Annotated in this window: 14 protein-coding genes and 1 pseudogene; 14 read left to right on the forward strand and 1 reads right to left on the reverse strand. The window is 51.4% G+C overall.

The genetic code is table 11. The features are described from left to right. Positions 1–5 precede the first annotated feature (5 nt). From H582_RS30705 to H582_RS26010, 6 genes and pseudogenes are all read left to right on the forward strand, one after another. Positions 6–641: a hypothetical protein gene (locus tag H582_RS30705; RefSeq protein WP_047914210.1), complete on the forward strand. Its 636-nt coding sequence runs from the start codon at positions 6–8 to the stop codon at positions 639–641. Positions 642–645: 4 nt separating this feature from the next. Continuing rightward, positions 646–3,969, forward strand: coding sequence for an ATP-binding protein (locus H582_RS26005; RefSeq protein ID WP_043110910.1), 3,324 nt, complete (start codon positions 646–648; stop codon positions 3,967–3,969). Further along, complete coding sequence (locus H582_RS30710) at positions 3,966–4,574, forward strand: HNH endonuclease (RefSeq protein WP_028597606.1); 609 nt, start codon at positions 3,966–3,968, stop codon at positions 4,572–4,574. The genes H582_RS26005 and H582_RS30710 overlap by 4 nt, the downstream gene beginning before the upstream one ends. Continuing rightward, complete coding sequence (locus H582_RS0104745) at positions 4,574–4,951, forward strand: hypothetical protein (RefSeq protein WP_028597607.1); 378 nt, start codon at positions 4,574–4,576, stop codon at positions 4,949–4,951. Before H582_RS30710 ends, H582_RS0104745 begins: the two co-directional genes overlap by 1 nt. Before the next feature lie 519 nt (positions 4,952–5,470). Then, positions 5,471–6,061 carry an ATPase gene (locus H582_RS0104750; RefSeq protein ID WP_028597608.1) on the forward strand — a complete coding sequence of 197 codons (591 nt, stop codon included), beginning with the start codon at positions 5,471–5,473 and terminating at the stop codon, positions 6,059–6,061. Positions 6,062–6,114: 53 nt separating this feature from the next. Next, positions 6,115–6,489, forward strand: a pseudogene (locus H582_RS26010) (sigma-70 family RNA polymerase sigma factor); the annotation flags it as partial. A gap of 108 nt (positions 6,490–6,597) precedes the next feature. On the opposite strand, the gene H582_RS32710 reads toward H582_RS26010, so the two are convergent. After that, on the reverse strand, positions 6,598–6,813 hold the full coding sequence (locus H582_RS32710; RefSeq protein ID WP_255309588.1) for a helix-turn-helix domain-containing protein: 216 nt from the start codon (positions 6,811–6,813) through the stop codon (positions 6,598–6,600). 255 nt (positions 6,814–7,068) lie between these two features. Between H582_RS32710 and H582_RS0104760 the strand changes: the two genes are divergently transcribed. The 8 genes from H582_RS0104760 to H582_RS26015 all read left to right on the forward strand — a co-directional run bounded on the left by H582_RS0104760 (position 7,069) and on the right by H582_RS26015 (position 19,817). Beyond that, on the forward strand, positions 7,069–8,043 hold the full coding sequence (locus tag H582_RS0104760) for a Gfo/Idh/MocA family protein (protein ID WP_028597609.1): 975 nt from the start codon (positions 7,069–7,071) through the stop codon (positions 8,041–8,043). Between the two features lie 54 nt (positions 8,044–8,097). Then, positions 8,098–10,326, forward strand: a complete 2,229-nt coding sequence (locus H582_RS0104765; RefSeq protein WP_028597610.1) for a helix-turn-helix domain-containing protein — start codon at positions 8,098–8,100, stop codon at positions 10,324–10,326. Positions 10,327–10,341: 15 nt separating this feature from the next. Beyond that, positions 10,342–12,009: an extracellular solute-binding protein gene (locus H582_RS0104770; protein WP_052332966.1), complete on the forward strand. Its 1,668-nt coding sequence runs from the start codon at positions 10,342–10,344 to the stop codon at positions 12,007–12,009. A gap of 234 nt (positions 12,010–12,243) precedes the next feature. Beyond that, the gene (locus H582_RS0104775; protein ID WP_043110911.1) at positions 12,244–13,212 is read left to right on the forward strand and encodes an ABC transporter permease; all 969 of its coding nucleotides are present in this window, start codon (positions 12,244–12,246) and stop codon (positions 13,210–13,212) included. Between the two features lie 13 nt (positions 13,213–13,225). Then, entirely contained in the window at positions 13,226–14,125 is a 900-nt protein-coding gene (locus H582_RS0104780; RefSeq protein WP_028597613.1) for a carbohydrate ABC transporter permease, read from the forward strand. A gap of 185 nt (positions 14,126–14,310) precedes the next feature. Continuing rightward, on the forward strand, positions 14,311–15,894 hold the full coding sequence (locus H582_RS0104785) for an ABC transporter substrate-binding protein (protein ID WP_052332967.1): 1,584 nt from the start codon (positions 14,311–14,313) through the stop codon (positions 15,892–15,894). A gap of 26 nt (positions 15,895–15,920) precedes the next feature. After that, on the forward strand, positions 15,921–17,420 hold the full coding sequence (locus H582_RS0104790) for an alpha-L-fucosidase (RefSeq protein WP_028597615.1): 1,500 nt from the start codon (positions 15,921–15,923) through the stop codon (positions 17,418–17,420). Positions 17,421–17,459: 39 nt separating this feature from the next. Next, a complete protein-coding gene (locus H582_RS26015; protein WP_052332968.1) occupies positions 17,460–19,817 on the forward strand; it encodes a hypothetical protein in 2,358 nt (785 codons plus the stop codon). Positions 19,818–19,828: the final 11 nt, after the last annotated feature.

Below are 19,828 nucleotides of genomic sequence, written 5' to 3' on the forward strand. Positions count from 1 at the left end.
CCATCGTGGCTATTACGAATGCTTTTATAAACGCAGTTGAAGCAGGAAATGTCCGAAGTATCCGTATTATGATGAAAGATAGTCTGCTTGTTGACCCGACATTTGCTGAATTCAACCAAATGGAACAGTATGCTCGAAATATAAACGGGCTTTATGATGAACATGACGGTCGGGAGCTTAAAGAGGATAAAACTTCCTGGAACGACGACTACATGAATAAACTAATGGTTCAGGTTGTCGGCAACTTCTCGCACGACCGGATCAGTCGTCTCAAGGAGATCGTTAGACATCTACGCCCGGTTGCTTCAAATACACCAGCAAGACATTCAAACGGCAACGGGATCAGTAGTGTTCCCGGTAATAGCAGTAGCAGAATGGATGTTGCTAATAATGGTAACTATCCCTTTCGCCAACCCTCCAGCAATTCATGGAGATCATCGCCTCCCAGTTCCCGGCAACAGCAGTGGATTGGTAAGCAAAATAAGCGATTGCGTACTACCAGAGTCACAACAGGAGCCCTCGCAGGCGGAGTCGTTGTCGGTACGGCCACAGCCATTGGCGGAGGCAGCTTTATCGCAGGTGCTGCTGTCGGAGCGGTCGTCGTTGGGGCAGCAGTATTCATTGCAACGCACAGGAGGTAGTCGTATGAGTGATTTTGTAGATTTGACCGGCGGGAAGACTATGTCGGTGAGCGAACCGTCGGAGCCAACGCTTCCGCCATCGCCTAAAAGCAATGTTCCGAGCTATAACGTGCTTGAAGGTCAGCTTACCGAAGCAAGCTTGCTTGTTGATGACATCGTGCTCAAAAACTATTTAACTAAGCTGACTGACTTTGACATTATTCCGCTACCTGATAGTCTGAAGCAAATTAGCGATATTCGCATGTTTAAAATAACGGAAATGGTTTACCAGAATCATGAATATTCAACCTATAAATTTGCTTCAGTTTTCAATGCGGTGCAAAACCTGAACTGCGGTGTGTTTATTATTGCCGACAGCAACGGCGAGAAAACCGACTTTTATATGGGCGTGCGCGCACTTGACGATAAACGAACAACAAAATCGCTCAAAGATACGTTAAGAAATGCGTTGCGCGGTCAGTTCCCCGGTGTAAAGACGGTCGATCTTCTCGACTCTGCTGCGGAAAGCTTTCTTGAGAACATTCCGTCGGGAAATATCGCGTCGGTCTCGTGTGTTGCCAACAATAAAGATGCGGAATTCACTGACAACGAGCGGTTTATTCAAGGACTCGACAAGCTTGTACTTGCCATGCAGGGTCAGCGTTATACTGCCGTTGTGTTAGCCAAAAGCACGCCGTCCGCTCAGTTAGCAGAAACCCGCCGCGCCTACGAAAATATGTACACACAGCTTTCACCGTTTGCCAATATGCAGCTAAGCTACGGCACAAATACGGCTATAAATGTATCAAATGCTTTTTCGCAAGGAACGACAACAGGCACGTCGCATTCGACAAACCGCTCGACCCAAACCGGCACCAGTCGTTCAACGAGCTCGACGATAAATGAATCCGAAACGAAGACTGATACCGCCACTATGGTTATGAAAGGGGTGGGTGCAGCATTGCTTGGCGCAGCAGGCATTGTTACCGCTCCGCTAACCGGGGGCGCCAGCCTCGTTGCAGCAGGAGCGATTATGGCAGGCCATGTTGGCCTTAGCGCGATCAATCCCAAGTCAACAACGAAAGGTACATCCACGAACGAAAGCTACTCCGATAGTTCATCGGAGTCGTTTGGGGAGTCGGATACGACGAATGAAAGCACGAGCGAAAATAGCACCAAAACCATGGGTTTAGTATCCGGGACGTCGGATAACATGCAGCTTACAACGCAAAATAAAACGCTTATTAACACGCTTGAGCGGATTGATTTGCAGTTAAAACGTATTGATGAATGCGAAAGTCTCGGCATGTGGGAATGCGCTGCTTATTTCTTGTCAGACAGTCAAGAAACGGCGGAGATGGCGGCAGGCACCTATCGAGCATTGATGAAAGGCGAGAAGTCCGGTGTTGAAACATCGGCGATCAACTTCTGGGGGCGCCAGCATACAAAGCAGATTCCTATGCTTCGGGAGTACATTACGAACTTTATTCATCCCGTCTTTGCTTATCAATCACATTCGACGAGGTTGCCAGTGACAGCCTCATCGCTCGTAAGCGGTAACGAGCTTGCGATTCAGATGGGACTTCCCCGCAACTCGGTATGCGGCTTTCCCGTCATTGAACACGCTGATTTCGGCCTGGAAGTGGTCAAGTACAATCAGCGTAGTAATCGCGAGAGCAGCTTTATTCTGGGCAACGTATTCACGATGGGAAGCGAAACGAATACGGAAGTGCGTCTTGACCGTGATTCCATGACGATGCATACGTTTGTGACAGGCTCTACCGGTTCCGGCAAAAGTAACACCGTGTACGAACTACTCAATCAATTACGGAACGTCTACGATATTCCGTTCCTAGTCATTGAGCCTGCTAAGGGCGAGTACAAAAACGTTTTTGGGCAATTTGCCGACGTATCTGTATATGGGACAAATCCCAAGAAAAGCGATTTGCTCCGGATCAATCCGTTCCGGTTTCCAGCCGACATTCATGTTTTGGAGCATTTGGATCGACTTGTAGAATTATTTAATGTATGCTGGCCGATGTATGCCGCAATGCCCGCCATCTTAAAGGAAGCGATGGAACGATCCTATACTGCGGTGGGCTGGAATTTAAGCGCCTCTGAAAATCCGAAAGGTGATATATATCCAAACTTTGCAGATTTATTAGAGCAGATTGAAACCGTAATTAATGAGTCCAAATACTCGTCTGATAGTAAGAGTGACTACTCCGGTGCCTTGTGTACCCGTGTCCGATCGCTGACGAATGGGTTAAATGGTCTGATTTTCACAAGCGATGATTTAACGGATACCGAGTTGTTCGATAGGAGCGTAATTGTAGATTTGAGCCGTGTCGGATCGACGGAAACCAAGTCGCTTATCATGGGACTGCTCGTTATGAAGCTCAATGAATACCGGATGACCTATGGTCAAACGAACAGCTCGCTTAAACATATCACTGTGCTTGAGGAAGCACATGTCTTATTAAAGCGCACATCAACAGAGCAGTCCGCTGAGAGCTCCAATCTTCTCGGTAAATCGGTAGAGATGCTTGCCAATTCTATTGCAGAGATGAGAACGTATGGAGAAGGCTTTATTATCGCCGATCAATCGCCTGGGCTATTGGATATGTCGGTCATTCGCAACACGAACACCAAAATTATTCTGAGATTGCCGGAACGAAGCGACCGTGAGCTTGTAGGGTATGCCGCGAATCTGGATGAAGAGCAGATTGGCGAGCTGTCAAAGCTGGAGCGTGGTGTAGCGGCTATTTATCAGAATGATTGGGTAGAACCTGTATTAGTTAAGGTGAATAAATGTGATATTGATGGAAAGCGCTACGACACCAAAGCGCATAATTCGGCAACAGATGTCCGGAAGGTTTGGACACAGCTCCTGTCGTTACTCATCCAGGGGAGAGTGCGTGAACACCTGAACTTTGATTTAAGCGAAATTGAACGTGGGGTGACTATGCTTCAATTATCCTCTCACAACAGGGAATTTGTCGAGGAGCAAATCATTGAGTATCAATTAGAGGGTAAATTGTCCTTGTGGAGTCCTTCGGAATTTATTAAGCTTTCCCGCCGCATTACGGGTTTGCTTGGTGTTCGTGCGCAAGTCGAAAGCTATGTGGCTACTTCCGTTAACAATTCCGAGCTGACCAGGAAGCTTGCAGGGCTCGTGAATCAATTCGTATCCCATGCCTCCGAAGAAGTGACTCTTGCCGTAAGCCAGTGCTTGATGAAGGATATAAGTGTACAGCAAGAGGAATCGGAGGTTCGTGAACGGATATATATGCAATGGATCGATGAGATAAAAGAAAGTTTTAGGAAAAACGGCGGGGTGAATATATGAGCATTGCTTCGTTTAAAGAAATAACGGAGATATCGCAAAAGCGGTTCTCCGACAGTCCGCTCGGCAAGATGACGGAGAATAAAACATTCGAAAAACCGATGAGCGAGTATGATAAGCCATTAGGCGCTGTGCTTGATAATTTTAGGAACTGTCCTATTGAGGGTAATAATGGTCATTGGGATGGCGAACGCGGCGATTCCAAATGGATTCCCGACCAAGATTATGTCCCGCCTGAAGTGAAAGGAAAAACCCGTTCCAACCCCGATGGCTTAACAATGGGGCAGCTGCTCGACAAATACGGTATTGATGGCGGAATAGTTTATAAGGACGGCGAGCCCGATTTTAGCGAGGTTAGCAAAGGTACCGTTGAGATTGAACCGTTCTCTACCGAACGTACGGATAATTTCGACAAGGCCGATCTAGCGCTGGCCCAACAAAAAGGTTGTACACCTGAAGAAGTTGCACAATGGCGCAAAGACAATAATTACACGTGGCACGAATGTAAGGACATGAGAACGATGCAGAAAGTCCCCAATGAAATTCATGCAAATTTTTCGCATAGCGGCGGAATTGCTGAAGCTAAGAAAGGTAAAGGTGATTCCTAATGAATAATCCGGTGTTTGGTAAGCTTATTTTCAACATCGGTTGGAAAGCTGAAACGGAGATTTCGCTTTTTAATAAAAACTATAATGTAATCATCAAAGCGGCAGCATACTTTGAAAAAGACGGTATCACCGGAGAACAGGAAGCGGCGATTGTTGATTTCGATGACCATAAGAATGAACGTTTAAAAATGGTCGAAAAGCTGCTAACTGATTTTTCTGAAGGAGATGCCTCTCAGCAATTTATTCCACGTACCTTATTGTTCCAACGTAATGGCAATTATGCCTTGCTTCTCGATGATAAAGAAGATGAAGATGAAGGCATAGCAGTTTGTCTTCTACCAGAAGCGAAGATTGTATCTCAGGATGAGTATCTTTAATTTATCTTTAGCCGAGTTTCGTAAAATTGATGGATTTCATCGACTACGTTCTTAATGACATAATACCAAGAAGCTGATAGACAGGAAGGTTAATGATGCGACCTTAGACAGATAAATGTCTATGGTCGTTTTTTCTTAACAAGTGGGGTTACACAGTAATGGGATATCACGGAATGAACTTATTAAATAGCTCAATGGTACTGAAGCGATTGCTGCCGTGATTCAGCATCATAAAGTGCTCGATCATGAGCTTAGCTGTTTGTGTAAAGGTCCTTATGTTATAATTTTAGGCATAGATATTTAGTGGGCTATTTCCCGAATAATACAATTATAATCAGGCGGTGATTCATGTGAACCGGATGCAGGACATAAATAAATACATTAAACTTACAGGCGATCGAGCGAAATTAGATGCAAAAGCTTATGGCACATACATTGTGTATAAGACAAGCGATGGTCATATGGTTAGGGAGTATAGCAATGGGGAAATAGAACGTATCGAGGATTCGGAGCTCCACAATGAATAGCCCACTTGCAACAATGTTTGTGTTCGCTGGAAACAACGGCAGTGGCAAAAGTACAATTCGCAATCTTATTGTGGATCGTATTGGTGTTAGTATAAACATTGATGCAGATGCACTGGCTCGCGCGATTGATGCGGAACAACCCGAGCGTTACAAAGTAAGTGCCGGAAAAGAAGCAATTAAGATAGTAAGAGATTGTATTCGTAACAAACGGGATTTTTCAATCGAGACGACTTTGGCAGGCGGTAACGTCATTCGTCAAATGCGTGAAGCGAAGAGTAAAGGCTTTGAGGTTGTCATGTTCTATGTTGGATTAGGTGATTATCGATTGAATATCGAAAGGGTTGCCGCCCGGGTGAAAAACGGCGGTCATCATATCCCATCCGAAGATATCATAAGGCGGCACCATACCTCCGTAGAGAATTTACTTGCTCATCTTGATCTTATCGATTATTTAGTTCTGATCGACAATAGTGAGTCAGATGGCAAGATCGTTATGGAGGCCGACCAAAAACGTGTTATTTATCGAGCTGCTGTGCTGCCTGAGTGGGCAAGGAAAGTTGAGAAGCACCTAGATCAGTTCTAATTCAAGAGCGTATAGATGAGATAAATGCTAAAAAAATCATGAACACTAATGACATTAGAATCGAGATCCTCATGCACTTAAGGTCGCTCAAAAAGACGCGCAAGGATGTCTCCCTGCATGATCCGATCGGCACGGACAAGGAAGGCAACGAGATCACGCTGATCGACATCCTCGGCTCGGAGCATGACGACGTCGTGGAGAAGGTGCAGCTGAAGATCGAGAAGTCGAAGATCTACAAAAACCTCGACATTCTCGACGAGCGGGAAAAGGAAGTGGTGATCGCCCGCTTCGGGCTGGAGCACGGCGGAGAGGAGCGCACGCAGCGCGAGATCGCCAAGGAGCTCGGCATCAGCCGCAGCTATGTGTCGCGGATCGAGAAACGGGCGCTCATGAAGCTGTATCATGAGTTTTACAAGGCGAAGAAATAAAGGCCGGCTCGCATGGCCGGATCAAAAGGCCGCTCTCCTGCTTTAAGCGCAGAGGGCGGCTTTTTGCTGCGCTTGCGGCATGAGCCATGCGGGCGGCTGCGAGCGCCGTCAGCTGGCCCCGCCTTCATATCCATATTTCTTTCGGAAATCGCTTGGCGTGATGCCTTCCATCTCCATGAAGACCTTATTGAAGTAACTGGCCGTAGGATAGCCGGATGAAATCGCGACTTGATGAATGGGGCGAGCAGGATGGCTCAGCAGCATTTGTTTGCTTTTCAAAATCCGGCATTTCGTGATATAAGCAAGAGGAGTCGTCCTGGTCACCTTTTTAAAGAGGCTGAAATCCTTTACGCCCGATTCGCGTTGAACATCATGCTCGTCCGGGCTGGTGTATTTGCCGACCGAATGAGGGGAACAGAAGAAGTTGAGCTCATCGCTGTTGTATGTTTCTATTTGCGGCTGTCCAGAACTGATTTATAATTTATGTGAAATTGGAGGATCGTTTCAACCCTGTTTGAATACGCTTACACTCAAACAGGTTCTTATCGTGTATACTTAAAGACCAGGGGGAATCTGAAGATGACGATCAAAATCGGGCTGTTCGGAACAGGAGGATTCGGCAAGATGCATGCCGATCTGCTGTCTGCCATGGACGGCGTGGAGATTAGCGCGATATGCGGCTCCTCGCAACAAAAAGCGGAAAGCATGGCCCGCGACTATCCCAACGCAAGAGGGTACGGCTCCGTGACGGAGATGCTGGATGACCGCAGGCTGGATGCGGCCTATGTCTGCGTACCGCCTTTTGCGCACGCTCATATTGAAGAGTCTCTCGTGCAACGCGATATTCCATTTTTCGTGGAGAAGCCGCTGGCCGCCGACCTCGAAACGCCGACGCGTATCAGGAAGGCCGTGGAGGAGAAGAAGCTTCTCACCTCGGTCGGATACCATTTCCGTTATATGGACGGAACGGCCAGAGCGCAGCAGCTGCTGGAAGATCGGACCGTCGGCATGGCCATCGGCTATATGATGGGAAATATGCCTGGCGTATACTGGTGGCGCAAACAGGAAGGCTCGGGCGGTCAGTTCGTCGAGCAGACGACTCATATCGTAGACCTGCTGCGTTACTTGCTCGGAGATGTCGATGAGGTGTACGCCGCATTCGCAGGACGCTTCATGCATACGAAGGAAGACGGGGTGGAGGTGCCGGATGTTGGAACCGTGACGCTGAAGATGAAAAGCGGCGCCGTCGCGACCATTTCCAATACATGCATGCTGCCGATGGGACATACGGCGGGACTCCATGTGTACACGGACACGGGCGTTCTGGAGGTGAGCGGGACAGGATTGAAGGAATTCGCGGCCGGGAGGACGACGGAATATGCGAGCCGCTCGAATCCCTACGAACTGGAAAACAAGGCTTTCATCCATGCCCTGCGGACCGGAGACGCTTCCGGCATCCTTTCCACCTATAGCGATGCGTGGCGGTCTCAGCAAGCAGCGACGGCAGCTAGCCTGTCTGCATCGACGAACCGGCCGATCAAGCTCCAGGACTGATTGCATCCGGCGCTGATGCGCCTTGCTGACGGAAGCCGAGTAGGGGAGAAGCTCATGAATAAAATATGGCTTCGAAAGATGATCTGGTCCTATATTCCGCTTTTTTTAGTCGTTTTTTCCTTTCTCGCTTTTTTCTTCCTGCAGGCGATGGTGGAGCAAAACCGTAAAAATGCAAAGGAATCCAATGAAGTATTCGCGGCGCAATTGCTGCAATCGGTTGAGGTTTCGTTGAAGACGGTCGACCACATGGTCATTCGGGAGCTTCTGAACAATAAGCTGCTGGCAAGCTACTACGAGGAATCCGACAGCAGCAATGTCGTGCTGAGTTATGAAGTGCTTAAACGCGTGAACGAGCTTAAGCAAGAAGTGTCGCTGATCGATTCTTTTTACCTGTATCGCTATAGCGACGGAACCATATTTTCAGGCAGCATGCAGAACAAGCTCGATCAGTTTGAGGACCGTGAGTTTGCTCGTTCGATGAGCGGCATGTCTGCAAGGCCCAATTGGACGAATATTCGCCGCTATCAGGAGTTCTCGTTCCAGAACCCGAGGCAAGTGATCAGCGTCGTGCATGAAGTGCCGGTCAATTCCGGGACGCAGGGGCTATTTGTCATCAATATCGACATTTCTTCTTTTCGAGCTACGGTGTCCTCGCTCTACAATGAATCCAGTACGTTCGTGAATATATTCGATCGCCAAGGCAACCCGATTTATGCCGACAACCTGCAGCAGGCCCGGAAGGTGATGGCAAGCCTCAAGTCCTCTTATACCGGATGGAGCATTGAGAGCGGGATGAACAGCGGGCTGCTGGCCAGCTCGACGTCCGCATTCTCAAGCGTTTGGTTCGCTGTCGGCGTGCTTGTTTTTATATGCGGGCTGGTGCTCATCATCTACATTACTCGCGCGAACTACAAACCGCTCGAGGAGCTCGTCGTCAAATTGAACCATACGCTGTTCTCGAGCGGCGGTTCAGCCGTCAGCCTGGCAGCAGATGAGTTCGCCTTTATCGAATCTGCCATCAACAACTTTGCCGCCCAGTCGAAGCTGGCGGAAAGGGAGTTCAGCAAGGCGGCTGTTCTGAAACGCAAAAACGCGTTCAGCATCATGATCTACGGGGATCATGAGCAGCGGGACGCCGCCGAGGCGTCGCCGTTCGAGGGATTGAGCTTGCCGACCTACCATGCCCTGAAGGCTGTTGTCATCGAGGTCGACAACCCGGAGCAGACGTTCTTCACCTACAGCGGCCGAGATCGTTCGTTGTTCAAGTTCGTCATCAGCAGCGTCGTCAACGAGATGGTGCAGCAGCGGGGGATGGCGGTGTGGCTGGAATGGACATCCCCGACCCATTTGACCGGCATTCTGTTCGTGGATGAGCAGCAGGACTTGACTCCCATCTATGAATCGATCATCGACTGGGTCGCCAAAAATCTCAAGTTCACGGTAACGATCGGCGTCGGCCGTTCTTCATCCAGCCTCGAAAAGGTGCGATTATCCTATGAGGAGGCCTGTTCGCTGCTTCACTTCAAGGCTGTGCTGGGTACGAACCGCATCATCCGCTACACAGATGCCCAGAATCAGCAGCAGAAGGATGCACATGAACATCTCCGTACGATTCATGAGATTTCCACCGCTTTCCGCCAGGCAGACGAAGGATGGAGGAAGCTTTTCCGAACATTCTTTGACGATATTCGCGCAGACAAGCCCACCAAGGCCGAGATCGTCAAGCTCATGAACTACATGCTGGCCCACTTGGAGCTCCATCTCTCGAGCAGTTCGAGAGAGGAATATCAGATGATTCGACAGGCGCTGGAGGAAGCGCGCCAAAAAATGGAGTCGTTCGATACGTTGGATGAAATGAGCGAGGCGCTATACGTCACGTTGGATGCAAGCGTCAAGAAATTGCAGGAGGTTCGGGAATCCCGCCACCATTATCACATGCTGCAGGACGTGAAGGAGTATATCGAAAGAGAGTATGCGAACCCGGATCTGTCGCTCGATTATTTGAGCGAGAAATTTTCCATCTCCGCGAAATATTTGAGCCGGCTGTTCAAAGAGTCGTTTGGCGAGAATTTTCTTGATTCTTTGATGTCCATCAGGATCGGCATAGCCAAAGAGCTGCTTCTCCAAAATCAGGATTCGGTCCAAGAGGTTGGGGAGAAGGTCGGGTACCCCAATGCAGCTACATTCCGCCGCGTGTTCCGGAAAGTGGAAGGCGTCTCGCCGCAGGACTACCGCAGCCGTTCGCACCATGAGCAGAATGACAGTGCCAGAAGGCAGCCCTAACCTTCCGGGAGGTGGATGATGAAAACAGCTCGCCCTGTTGCCCTGGCGATCATCGTTGGGCTGCTTGTCATAGCGGCCTTGTTTCTCTATTTGAGTCCGCGAGCCGATCGGGCCGACCACGAAGGCGCGGAACAGGCCATATACGGTCCCGGCGAATTTCCGATCGCCGACAGCCGGATAGAGCTTGAGGTATTTGTCGCGTCTGAATCGACGAAGGAAGAGCTGGAGAAGAACCGGTTCACCTCGTATGTGGAACAGAAGCTCGGCATTAAGTTCAACTTCGTGACGACGAGTACGAGCGCTTTGGACGAAGCGGAAGACATCCTGTTCGCCAGCGGCGATTACCCTCCGATCCTCCTCAGCGGCAGCCTTACGACGGATGAGCAAGTCCGTTACGGCAAGCGCGGCATCCTTCGTCCCCTGAATGCGCTTATCGACCGCTACGGCGATCGTCTTCATGAGATTTTTCAGCAACGGCCCGATCTGCGACAGTCGCTGACCGCTCCGGACGGAAACCTATACGCGCTTCCCGCCATCAATGAATGCTTTCATTGCTGGTACGCTCAGAAATTATGGATCAATACATCGTGGCTGGAGCGGCTGGACCTGCCCATGCCGAAAACAACGGATGAGCTGTATCAGGTGCTCCAAGCCTTCAAACGAGATGATCCGAACGGAAACGGACTTCATGACGAAATTCCGTTAAGCGGGGCGGTGAACAGCTGGCATTCGGAGATTACAGGATTTTTGATGAGCGCCTTCATCTACAATACGGATAGGAACTACTTCTATATCGAGAACGGCCATGTCGGCTTAGCCGCCGTACAGCCGCAATGGAGAGACGGGCTTGCCTATATCCATAAATTGTACAGCGAGGGTCTGATCGATCCGCAAGTATTCACGCAGTCCATCGACGGAGTGATCGAAAAAGCGACCCGTCAGGATAATGTCCTTGGCGCCATCACGGTCGGACATATCCGGATGGCGTACAATAACGGCAACAATATCAGGCAGAGCGAATACGAAGCGGTGCCCCCCTTGATCGGTCCTGCCGGCTACCAAGCAGCCGGATTTTTCAGTTCATTTGACCGATCGACCTTTGCGATTACTGACAAAGCAACGGAAACCGAAGCGGCAGCCGCGATGCGGCTGGCTGACTTTCTTCTGACGGAAGAGGCCACGGTACGCAATGAATGGGGGATGGAGGATCTATGGTGGCGAAAAGGAAAGCCAGGCGAATTCGATGAGCATGGACGTCCTGCGAAATACTGGCTCGCGCCAGAGTTTGCCCAATCGGATACGCAGAACGAGATTTGGGCTCAGATGGGCCTGCTCTATCGCGATCGAAACTTGCGCGAATCATGGGCCGTGTCGCAGGATCCTTACTCCATTGTAGGCTACGAACACCGGCTTTATCAGGAGACACAGAACAAGTACGAGGGCAAGGAGCCGGCTGAGGTCTATCCCGATTACATCTTCATGGAGATGGCGGAAGCTCAAGAAGCCGCAAGGCTCAGAATTCCGATCAACGATTACATCCGGTTCAATATGGTTCAATTCATCACAGGCGTAAAGAATGCCGATGCCGATTGGGATGACTACGTAGAAGGGCTGGAAAAATTAAAGCTGGATCGTTACCTCGAGCTTCATCAGAACGCGTATGACTCCTATCGGCAAAAATGAGCGTTAGCAAAGGCCTTGACCCAGAAACCCTTCTGGATCAAGGCTTTTTTCAATCGGCGAATAGTAATCGGCATGTGAATATTGAGCGATACGGCTCCAGAACGCAGCTGGGAAGCGCTTTTAGAATTCTGTGCCGCAAGTGATTTCTGTTCGTTGACGGTCCTCGGGATGATTCGCTAACGTGGAGCCAGACGAACAATTCCGCTTCACGATGAGAGGGGTGTGGTCACAGAGATGGGAACAACCGGGACAGTAAAGGCTTTGCACGACGTTCAAAAAGAAAGTAAAGCGCTGGCTGCAAGACGTCTCTGGAAAGGAATCAAAAGGCATTGGCAGCTGTACCTTCTTGTACTTGCACCGCTGGTCTATTTCATTATTTTCAAGTACATCCCCATGTACGGGGCGCAGATCGCATTTCGCGATTTCAGCATTGTGAAGGGGATTACGGGAAGCGATTTTGTCGGCTTGTCTCATTTCGAAGCTTTCTTTAAGTCGCCGAATTTCTGGCTCCTCATCAAGAACACGATGGGGATCAGCCTCTATTCGCTTCTCATCGGATTCCCTGCTCCAATTCTTCTGGCGCTTGCGCTAAATGAAGTCAGGAGCATGAGGTTCAAGAAAACCGTTCAATTGGTGACGTTTGCGCCGTTTTTTATTTCGACCGTCGTCATGGTGTCGATGCTGATCATCTTCCTTTCTCCCCGTCTCGGGTTTGTCGATCAGATCGTCCAGGCACTCGGCTTCGAATCGATCAACTTCATGGGGGTTCCAGGCTATTTTAAAAGCATTTTCGTCTTTTCGAACGTCTGGCAGAGCATCGGGTACGGCGCCGTCGTCTATTTAGCCGCCTTGGCCGGAATCAATCCAGAGCTCTATGAAGCCGCCAAGGTTGACGGCGCCTCTAGATTTCAGAAGATTCGGAATGTTGATCTCCCAGGCATCGCGCCCGCTGCCATTATTTTGCTGATCCTGAGCGTGGGACAGATCATGAATGTCGGATTCGAGAAAATCTATCTGATGCAGAACCCGCTTAATGTAAGCACGTCCGAGGTCATCTCGACCTATGTCTATAAAACCGGTCTGCTCGGCGCGAATTTCAGCTTTTCCGCCGCTGTGGATCTGTTCAACTCCGTGATCAACCTGATTTTGCTGATTACGGTCAATTCAATTGCTAAGCGCATCTCTGACAGCAGCCTATGGTAGAGGAGGAATTCGAATGAGTCGTACCCATGCCATCCGAGAGTCGCTTGGCGACCGGATCTTTCTGGCCTTCATCTATGCCTTTCTCATCCTTGTCCTGGCGACGGTCATTTACCCGCTCATCTTTATTGTAAGCTCCTCCTTCAGCTCGTCCGAAGCGGTCGTCAGCGGCAGGGTATGGTTGTGGCCGGTCGACTTCAGCCTGGAAGGCTACAAAGTCATCTTCAGCAACCCCATGATCCTGACGGGATATAAGAACTCGATTCTATATACCTTTTTTGGAGTGCTGGCCAATGTCGTGCTGACGGTTGCATTAGCCTATCCGCTGTCGAGGTCCACGTTCATCGGCCGCAATCTGATCATGATGCTTCTCGTTTTTACGATGCTGTTCAACGGCGGCCTGATTCCGACGTATCTGACGGTCAAATCATTGGGCATTCTCGATTCTCCATTGGCGATGATCCTGCCCGGTGCGATTGCCGTTTTCCAGGTCATCATTGCCCGCACGTTTTTCCAGTCCACCATCCCCAAGGAGCTTGGCGAGGCTGCCGAGCTTGACGGATGCTCGGACATCGGCTTCTTGTGGAGAGTCGTTCTTCCGCTCTCGAAAGCGATCATCGCCGTATTGGTGCTGTTCCACGCTGTCGGGACGTGGAATGCCTATTTCGATGCTTTGATCTATCTGAAGTCGCCTGAACTGTTTCCGCTTCAAATCATCCTTCGAAACATCCTGATCCTCAATTCGGTCGATGCCGGCTCGCTTGTGGACGCCAATCAGTTTGCCGCAAGGCAGGGGCTGCGGGATCTGTTGAAATTCTCGCTTATCGTCGTTGCCACCGTACCGATCCTATGCATTTATCCATTCGTGCAGAAATATTTCGTGCAGGGAATCATGATCGGATCGGTCAAGGGCTGATCCTCGAGGGAGATTTCGAAGGGAGGTGAGGCTTCGAGGTCGGGCTTCGAAGTCAGGCAGCAGGTTCAGGTCTTCGTCGTTTATTCTTCAAGGCTTTTCGTACGCCAATCAAAGGAGGAGTCATTCTGAAAAAGAGAAGTAGAATTGGGCTCGTCACGAGCATCGCGCTGCTGCTTGTCCTGGCGATGAGCGCATGCAGCAGCAACAACGCGGGCAATAACGTTTCTGGCGATAGCGCCGGCAACGGACCGGTTACCTTGGATACCTTCATATCCGTAAATCCCCGCATAGAAGATATCAATACGAATACGATAACGAAGCTGATCGAAGAAAAGGTCCATATCAAATTCAAGTTCGAAGCGGCGCCTAGCGCCAGCGCGGCCGACAAGAAGAAGCTGCTCCTGGCCAGCGGCGATTATCCGTCCGTGTTTCTGTCCGGCGACTTCACCCAGGCGGAACAGATCGATTATGGCCAGCAAGGAGTCCTGCTTCCGCTCAACGACCTGATCGATAAGTACGGCAACGAGATCAAGCGGGCATTCGAAGAAGACCCGGATCTGAAGGCGGCGATTACAGCTCCGGACGGCAACATCTACTCGCTGCCGAGCATCAATGATTGCTTCCATTGCTGGTATTCCCAGAAAATGTGGATCAACAAAGCGTGGCTGGACGAGCTCGGCCTCGAAATTCCGAAAACGACAGAAGAGTTCTACCAAGTTCTCAAGGCGTTCAAGACGCAGGATCCGAACGGAAACGGAAAAGCAGACGAGATTCCGCTCACGGGGGCCTACAATACTTGGCACGGCATTCCTTCTCATTTCCTTATGAACTCGTTTGTGTACGACGACGACAACACCTTCTTCACGATGAAAGACGGCAAGGTAAGCCTCGCCGCAAACCAGCCCGAGTGGAGGCAAGGTCTGGAATATGTGAACAAGCTGTACAGCGAGAATCTGATCGACAAGGAAGCGTTCACGCAAAACAACGATGCCGTCATGCAAGTCGCCAACAAGGAAGGGGACAATGTAATCGGAGCGGTATCGATGGGTCACATCGGGATGGCGTTCAATGTCTACGAGGGACAGACGCGCCATAAAGACTATGTGTCGTTGGCCCCGCTTGCCGGCCCGAACGGTGTCGCGTATGCAGGATACTACAAGGGATACGGCAACGGCGCCTTTGCGATCACGAACAAGGCTACGGAAGCGCAGCAGATCGCCGCGATCAAAATGGCCGATTATATGTACTCCGAGGAGTTTGCAATCGCAAATGAGTATGGCCTAGAGGGGAATTATTGGGAGAAGGCGCAGCCCGGAGAAAAAAATGTCCACGGCGAACAGGCGAAGTACAAGCTTACGCCGGCATTTTTCGAGATCGGCTCAACGTTGAACGATCATTGGGACCAGATGGGCATTACCCGGCGCACGCGCGAAATCAGGGAGTCGTGGGTTGCCCCGAGCGATCCGTTGTCGGAGCAAGGCTTCGAGTACCGGTTGTTCCTGGAGACCGCGAACAACTACGAGAACAAGCAGCCGAAAGAAATCTATCCGCCTGCCGTCTTCCTGGAGGTGTCCGACGCCAAGCAGGTGAATAGGATCAAACCGCAGCTGGTCGATTATATCAACTCGAATATGGCGCAATTCATTACGGGATCCAAGCGTCTGACGGATAGCGAATGGGATGGATATGTGAAGGGCTTCGATGGATTGAATCTCCCAAGCTATCTGGACATCTATCAGAAAGCGTATGACCGAATAGAGGGCAACTAGAAAAGAAGCAAAGGAGCTGTGACGGAATGGTGAACAAGGAAATTGCCAAGGGCCCGTTTGAACCGACGTTTGAATCGCTTCGGACATTTGAATGCCCGGAATGGTTCCGGGATGCCAAGCTCGGCATCTGGTCGCATTGGGGAGCGCAATCGGTTCCCATGTTCGGCGATTGGTATGCCCGCAACATGTATTATGAAGGATCGGATCAATACCGGTACCACATCCGGCATTACGGTCACCCGTCTACATTCGGCTACAAGGATCTCGTGCAGCTCTGGAAAGCCGAGAAGTTCGATCCCGAAGGGCTGATGGACTTGTTCGAGCAGGCGGGAGCGAAATATTTTGTTGCGCAAGCGATGCATCACGACAACTTTTTCAATTACGATTCGAAGATCCATAAGTGGAATTCGGTCCAAATGGGTCCCAAGAAGGATATCGTCGGCCTGTGGAAGGAAGCGGCTTCGAAGAGAGGCCTGCCGTTCGGAGTGACGGAGCATCTCGGGGCGACGTTCAGCTGGCATCAGTGGAATAAAGGGCACGACAAGGAAGGACCGTTCAAAGGCGTTCCGTATGACGGCAATGATCCGCAATTCGAGGATCTGTACTTGCCGAATCGGGAGCATTACGATCCAGACAAAAAGCAGTACGATCTGGATCCGTGGTACACCTCCAACGCCTGGTGGCATCAGCGCTGGTTCGACGTGATGAAAGAAGTGATCGACTTGTACCAGCCGGATCTGCTGTACTCGGACGGGGCCTTGCCGTTCATCAATTCGTGGGGCAAGTCGTCGGAGAACGGACTGGACAACGCCGACGTTGAAGCAGGCCTGCATGCAGTCGCGCATCTGTACAATACGAGCGCTTCGCTTAACGGCGGTCGGAACAAGGCGGTGTACAACCAGAAGGATCGTAGGAAAGAAGTCTACTCCGTAGGCGTGATGGATATCGAACGGAGTCAGGAGCAGGGAATCAAGCCTGAGCCTTGGCAAACGGATACCTGCGTCGGCGACTGGTTCTACAACGTGAAAACCGTATACAAGCAGCCGGGACATGTCATCGAAATTCTCATTGATATCATTTCCAAAAACGGCAATCTGCTGCTGAATATTCCCCAGAAGCCCGATGGCACGATCGACGACGAGTGCACGCACATCCTGAAGGAAATGGCCCAATGGTTCGCTGTGTGCTCGGAAGGCGTCTACGGCACGCGTCCGTTCCGCGTGTCGGGCGAAGGGACCTCCAGCGTGGTGATCGATCATTTCAAGGAAGACAAGGTGGAATGGAACAGCTCGGATTTCCGTTTCACGCAAAAAGGCAATACGGTCTATGCGTTCCAGATGCGCGCTCCGAGCGACGGTCTCGCCGTGATCCGGTCGCTGACCCCGCAGCATAAAGTGAAGAAGGTGCGGCTGCTCGGCGTCGGAGACGTGCCGTTCCAACAGGCTTACGGCGCTCTGATCGTATCGCTGCCGGAGCATCTTCCGACCCCGTATGCCAATTGCATGGCCATAGAGCTGGACCATTAGGGACATCGGGAAGAACAGAGACAAAGGGGATCGGTAGGGATGCTCGACGAGAAATGCCTGTACGTTTCAACCGACGGCAACGACCATGCCAGGGGCACGGCGGAGCAGCCCTATGCTTCGATCGGGCGCGCGATGCGCGCCGCCAGGGAAATCATCGCCGCTGGAACACCGGTACGCGTGAAGGTCCATGGAGGCATGTATGACTTGACGGAGCCGCTTCGGTTCGGACCGGAGGACTCGGGATCAGAGTCCTCGCCGGTCCTGTACGAATCCATCGGAGACGATCCGGCGGTCATTACGGGCTCCAAGGTTCTGCAACTGGATTGGAAGCCTTATCGCGACGGCATCATGCAAGCGCGCGCGCCAGAGGGACTGGTGCTGGATCAGCTCTACATCGATGGCCGGCTCTACCATATGGCCCGCTACCCGAATTATGACGAAGAGATCCGCATCATGAACGGCTATGCGGCCGACAGCATCCGTCCGGAACGGGCGGCCCGATGGCGCAATCCGGAAGGCGGCTATGTCCATGCCATGCACAGCCATCTATGGGGCGACTACTGGTACCGGATTGCCGGCAAGACCCAGGATGATGTGCTTGAGCTGGAGGGCGGGTGGCAGAACAACCGGCAGCTGGGCATGCACAGCGAATTCCTTTACGTCGAGAATATCGTGGAAGAGCTTGATGCGCCCGGAGAGTGGTACTACGACGACAAAGCCGGCCTCTTGTACGTCTTCCCCTATCCAGGCACAGATCTGCTGACCGCGGAAACGAGAGGCGCTCATCTGCCTCATCTCGTCGAGATCATAGGCACGCCCGGGACAAGCGCGCAGCATCTTGCGCTCAAAGGCTTTGCGTTCGAGATGACTTCCCGTACGTTCATGGAAAACCGCGAGCCTCTTCTGCGCAGCGATTGGACCGTATATCGAGGCGGAGCGGTACTGCTGCGCGATACGGAGCATTGCTCGATTGCGGATTGCAGCTTCAGGAACCTTGGCGGGAATGCCGTATTCGTGGATGGCCGCAATCGCCATGTCCGCATCACAGGCTGTCACCTGGAGGAGATCGGATCCAACGGGATCGCATTCGTAGGGCGGCCGGACAGCGTAAGAAGCCCGCTGTTCGAATATGGAGAGCGGCAGAAGCTGTCGGAGATCGACCGGATGCCAGGTCCGAAATCGGAAAATTATCCCGGCTCGTGCCTTGTCGAGGATTGTCTGATCACTCGTGTAGGGCGAGTGGAGAAGCAATCGGCTCCCGTTCAGCTATCGATGGCGATGGACATTACGATCCGCAGCTGCAGCATATACGATGTGCCGCGGGCCGGCATCAATATTTCGGAAGGCACGTTCGGCGGGCATCTGATCGAAAACTGCGACGTGTTCGATACCGTGCTGGAAACGGGAGACCACGGTTCCTTCAATTCATGGGGCAGGGACAGGTATTGGCTGCTCGAGGATATGGATATGGATTCCTTGAATGAGAATCCAGGCGAGCCGGACGATCCGCTTCCCGTACTCGATATCGTACGGCCCATCGTCATCCGCCATAACCGGTGGCGCTGCGATTACGGCTGGGATATCGATCTGGATGACGGATCAAGCTGGTATGCCATCTACAACAATCTGTGTCTGGCAGGCGGGATCAAGCTGAGGGAAGGCTTCTACCGCCGGTGCGAGAACAATATAATCGTCAATAATTCGCTTCATCCGCATGTATGGTTCAAGGGCAGCAGAGACATCATCCGGCGCAACATTGTGTTTACGGCGTATGTGCCGATCCGGGTGCCGCAGCCGTGGGGGACAGAATGCAATGACAATCTGCTTCATGTTCCTGGCGCCCAGCCGTCGCCGGCAGACGAGCTCCAAGAAATGAGCGGGCGCGATCACCGATCGCTGGCGGCAGATGCGCAGTTCATCGATCCGGATATCGGCGACTATCGTGTCCGTGACGGATCGCCGGCGCTGGCGCTCGGCTTCAAGAACTTCCCGATGGACGCGTTCGGTGTCCGCAGTCCCCGGCTGAGGAAAAGAGCCAAAACGCCAAGACTGCCGCAGATCGGGGAGAGGACGGGCGAGTCGGGGCGTCTCCACCAGCATTCGCTCTGGGGCCATTGCAAGGTGAAAAACATTGTCGGCCTCGGCGAAGTTTCCGCTTCCGGCCTACCCGATGAGACAGGCGTCCTGATCGAGACGATACCATGGGGGAGCTGGCAAAATGAACGAGGCTTTCAGATCGCAGACGTTGTCCTTGACCTGAACGGAAGCAAGGTGGACACCGTGAACGATCTGCTCGAAAGCTATGAAGCGGTCCGAGAAGGCGAGACGTTCACAATTGCCGTGTTTCGTGGACAGAAGCGGGTCGTGCTCACGATCGACAACGCCAAGAATGACTAATGGAAATGGAG

It is taken from the genome of Paenibacillus pasadenensis DSM 19293 (assembly GCF_000422485.1).
Taxonomy (GTDB): Bacteria; Bacillota; Bacilli; order Paenibacillales; family Paenibacillaceae; genus Paenibacillus_O; species Paenibacillus_O pasadenensis.

Bases quoted from the DNA above. Each gene is read 5' to 3' on its own strand.
- H582_RS0104770 (WP_052332966.1), top strand. From the start codon at position 10,342: ATGATGAAAACAGCTCGCCCTGTTGCCCTGGCGATCATCGTTGGGCTG.
- H582_RS0104790 (WP_028597615.1), top strand. From the start codon at position 15,921: ATGGTGAACAAGGAAATTGCCAAGGGCCCGTTTGAACCGACGTTTGAA.
- H582_RS0104745 (WP_028597607.1), top strand. From the start codon at position 4,574: ATGAATAATCCGGTGTTTGGTAAGCTTATTTTCAACATCGGTTGGAAA.
- H582_RS0104775 (WP_043110911.1), top strand. From the start codon at position 12,244: ATGGGAACAACCGGGACAGTAAAGGCTTTGCACGACGTTCAAAAAGAA.
- H582_RS30710 (WP_028597606.1), top strand. From the start codon at position 3,966: ATGAGCATTGCTTCGTTTAAAGAAATAACGGAGATATCGCAAAAGCGG.
- H582_RS0104780 (WP_028597613.1), top strand. From the start codon at position 13,226: ATGAGTCGTACCCATGCCATCCGAGAGTCGCTTGGCGACCGGATCTTT.
- H582_RS0104785 (WP_052332967.1), top strand. From the start codon at position 14,311: ATGAGCGCATGCAGCAGCAACAACGCGGGCAATAACGTTTCTGGCGAT.
- H582_RS26015 (WP_052332968.1), top strand. From the start codon at position 17,460: ATGCTCGACGAGAAATGCCTGTACGTTTCAACCGACGGCAACGACCAT.
- H582_RS0104765 (WP_028597610.1), top strand. From the start codon at position 8,098: ATGAATAAAATATGGCTTCGAAAGATGATCTGGTCCTATATTCCGCTT.
- H582_RS0104760 (WP_028597609.1), top strand. From the start codon at position 7,069: ATGACGATCAAAATCGGGCTGTTCGGAACAGGAGGATTCGGCAAGATG.
- H582_RS26005 (WP_043110910.1), top strand. From the start codon at position 646: ATGAGTGATTTTGTAGATTTGACCGGCGGGAAGACTATGTCGGTGAGC.
- H582_RS0104750 (WP_028597608.1), top strand. From the start codon at position 5,471: ATGAATAGCCCACTTGCAACAATGTTTGTGTTCGCTGGAAACAACGGC.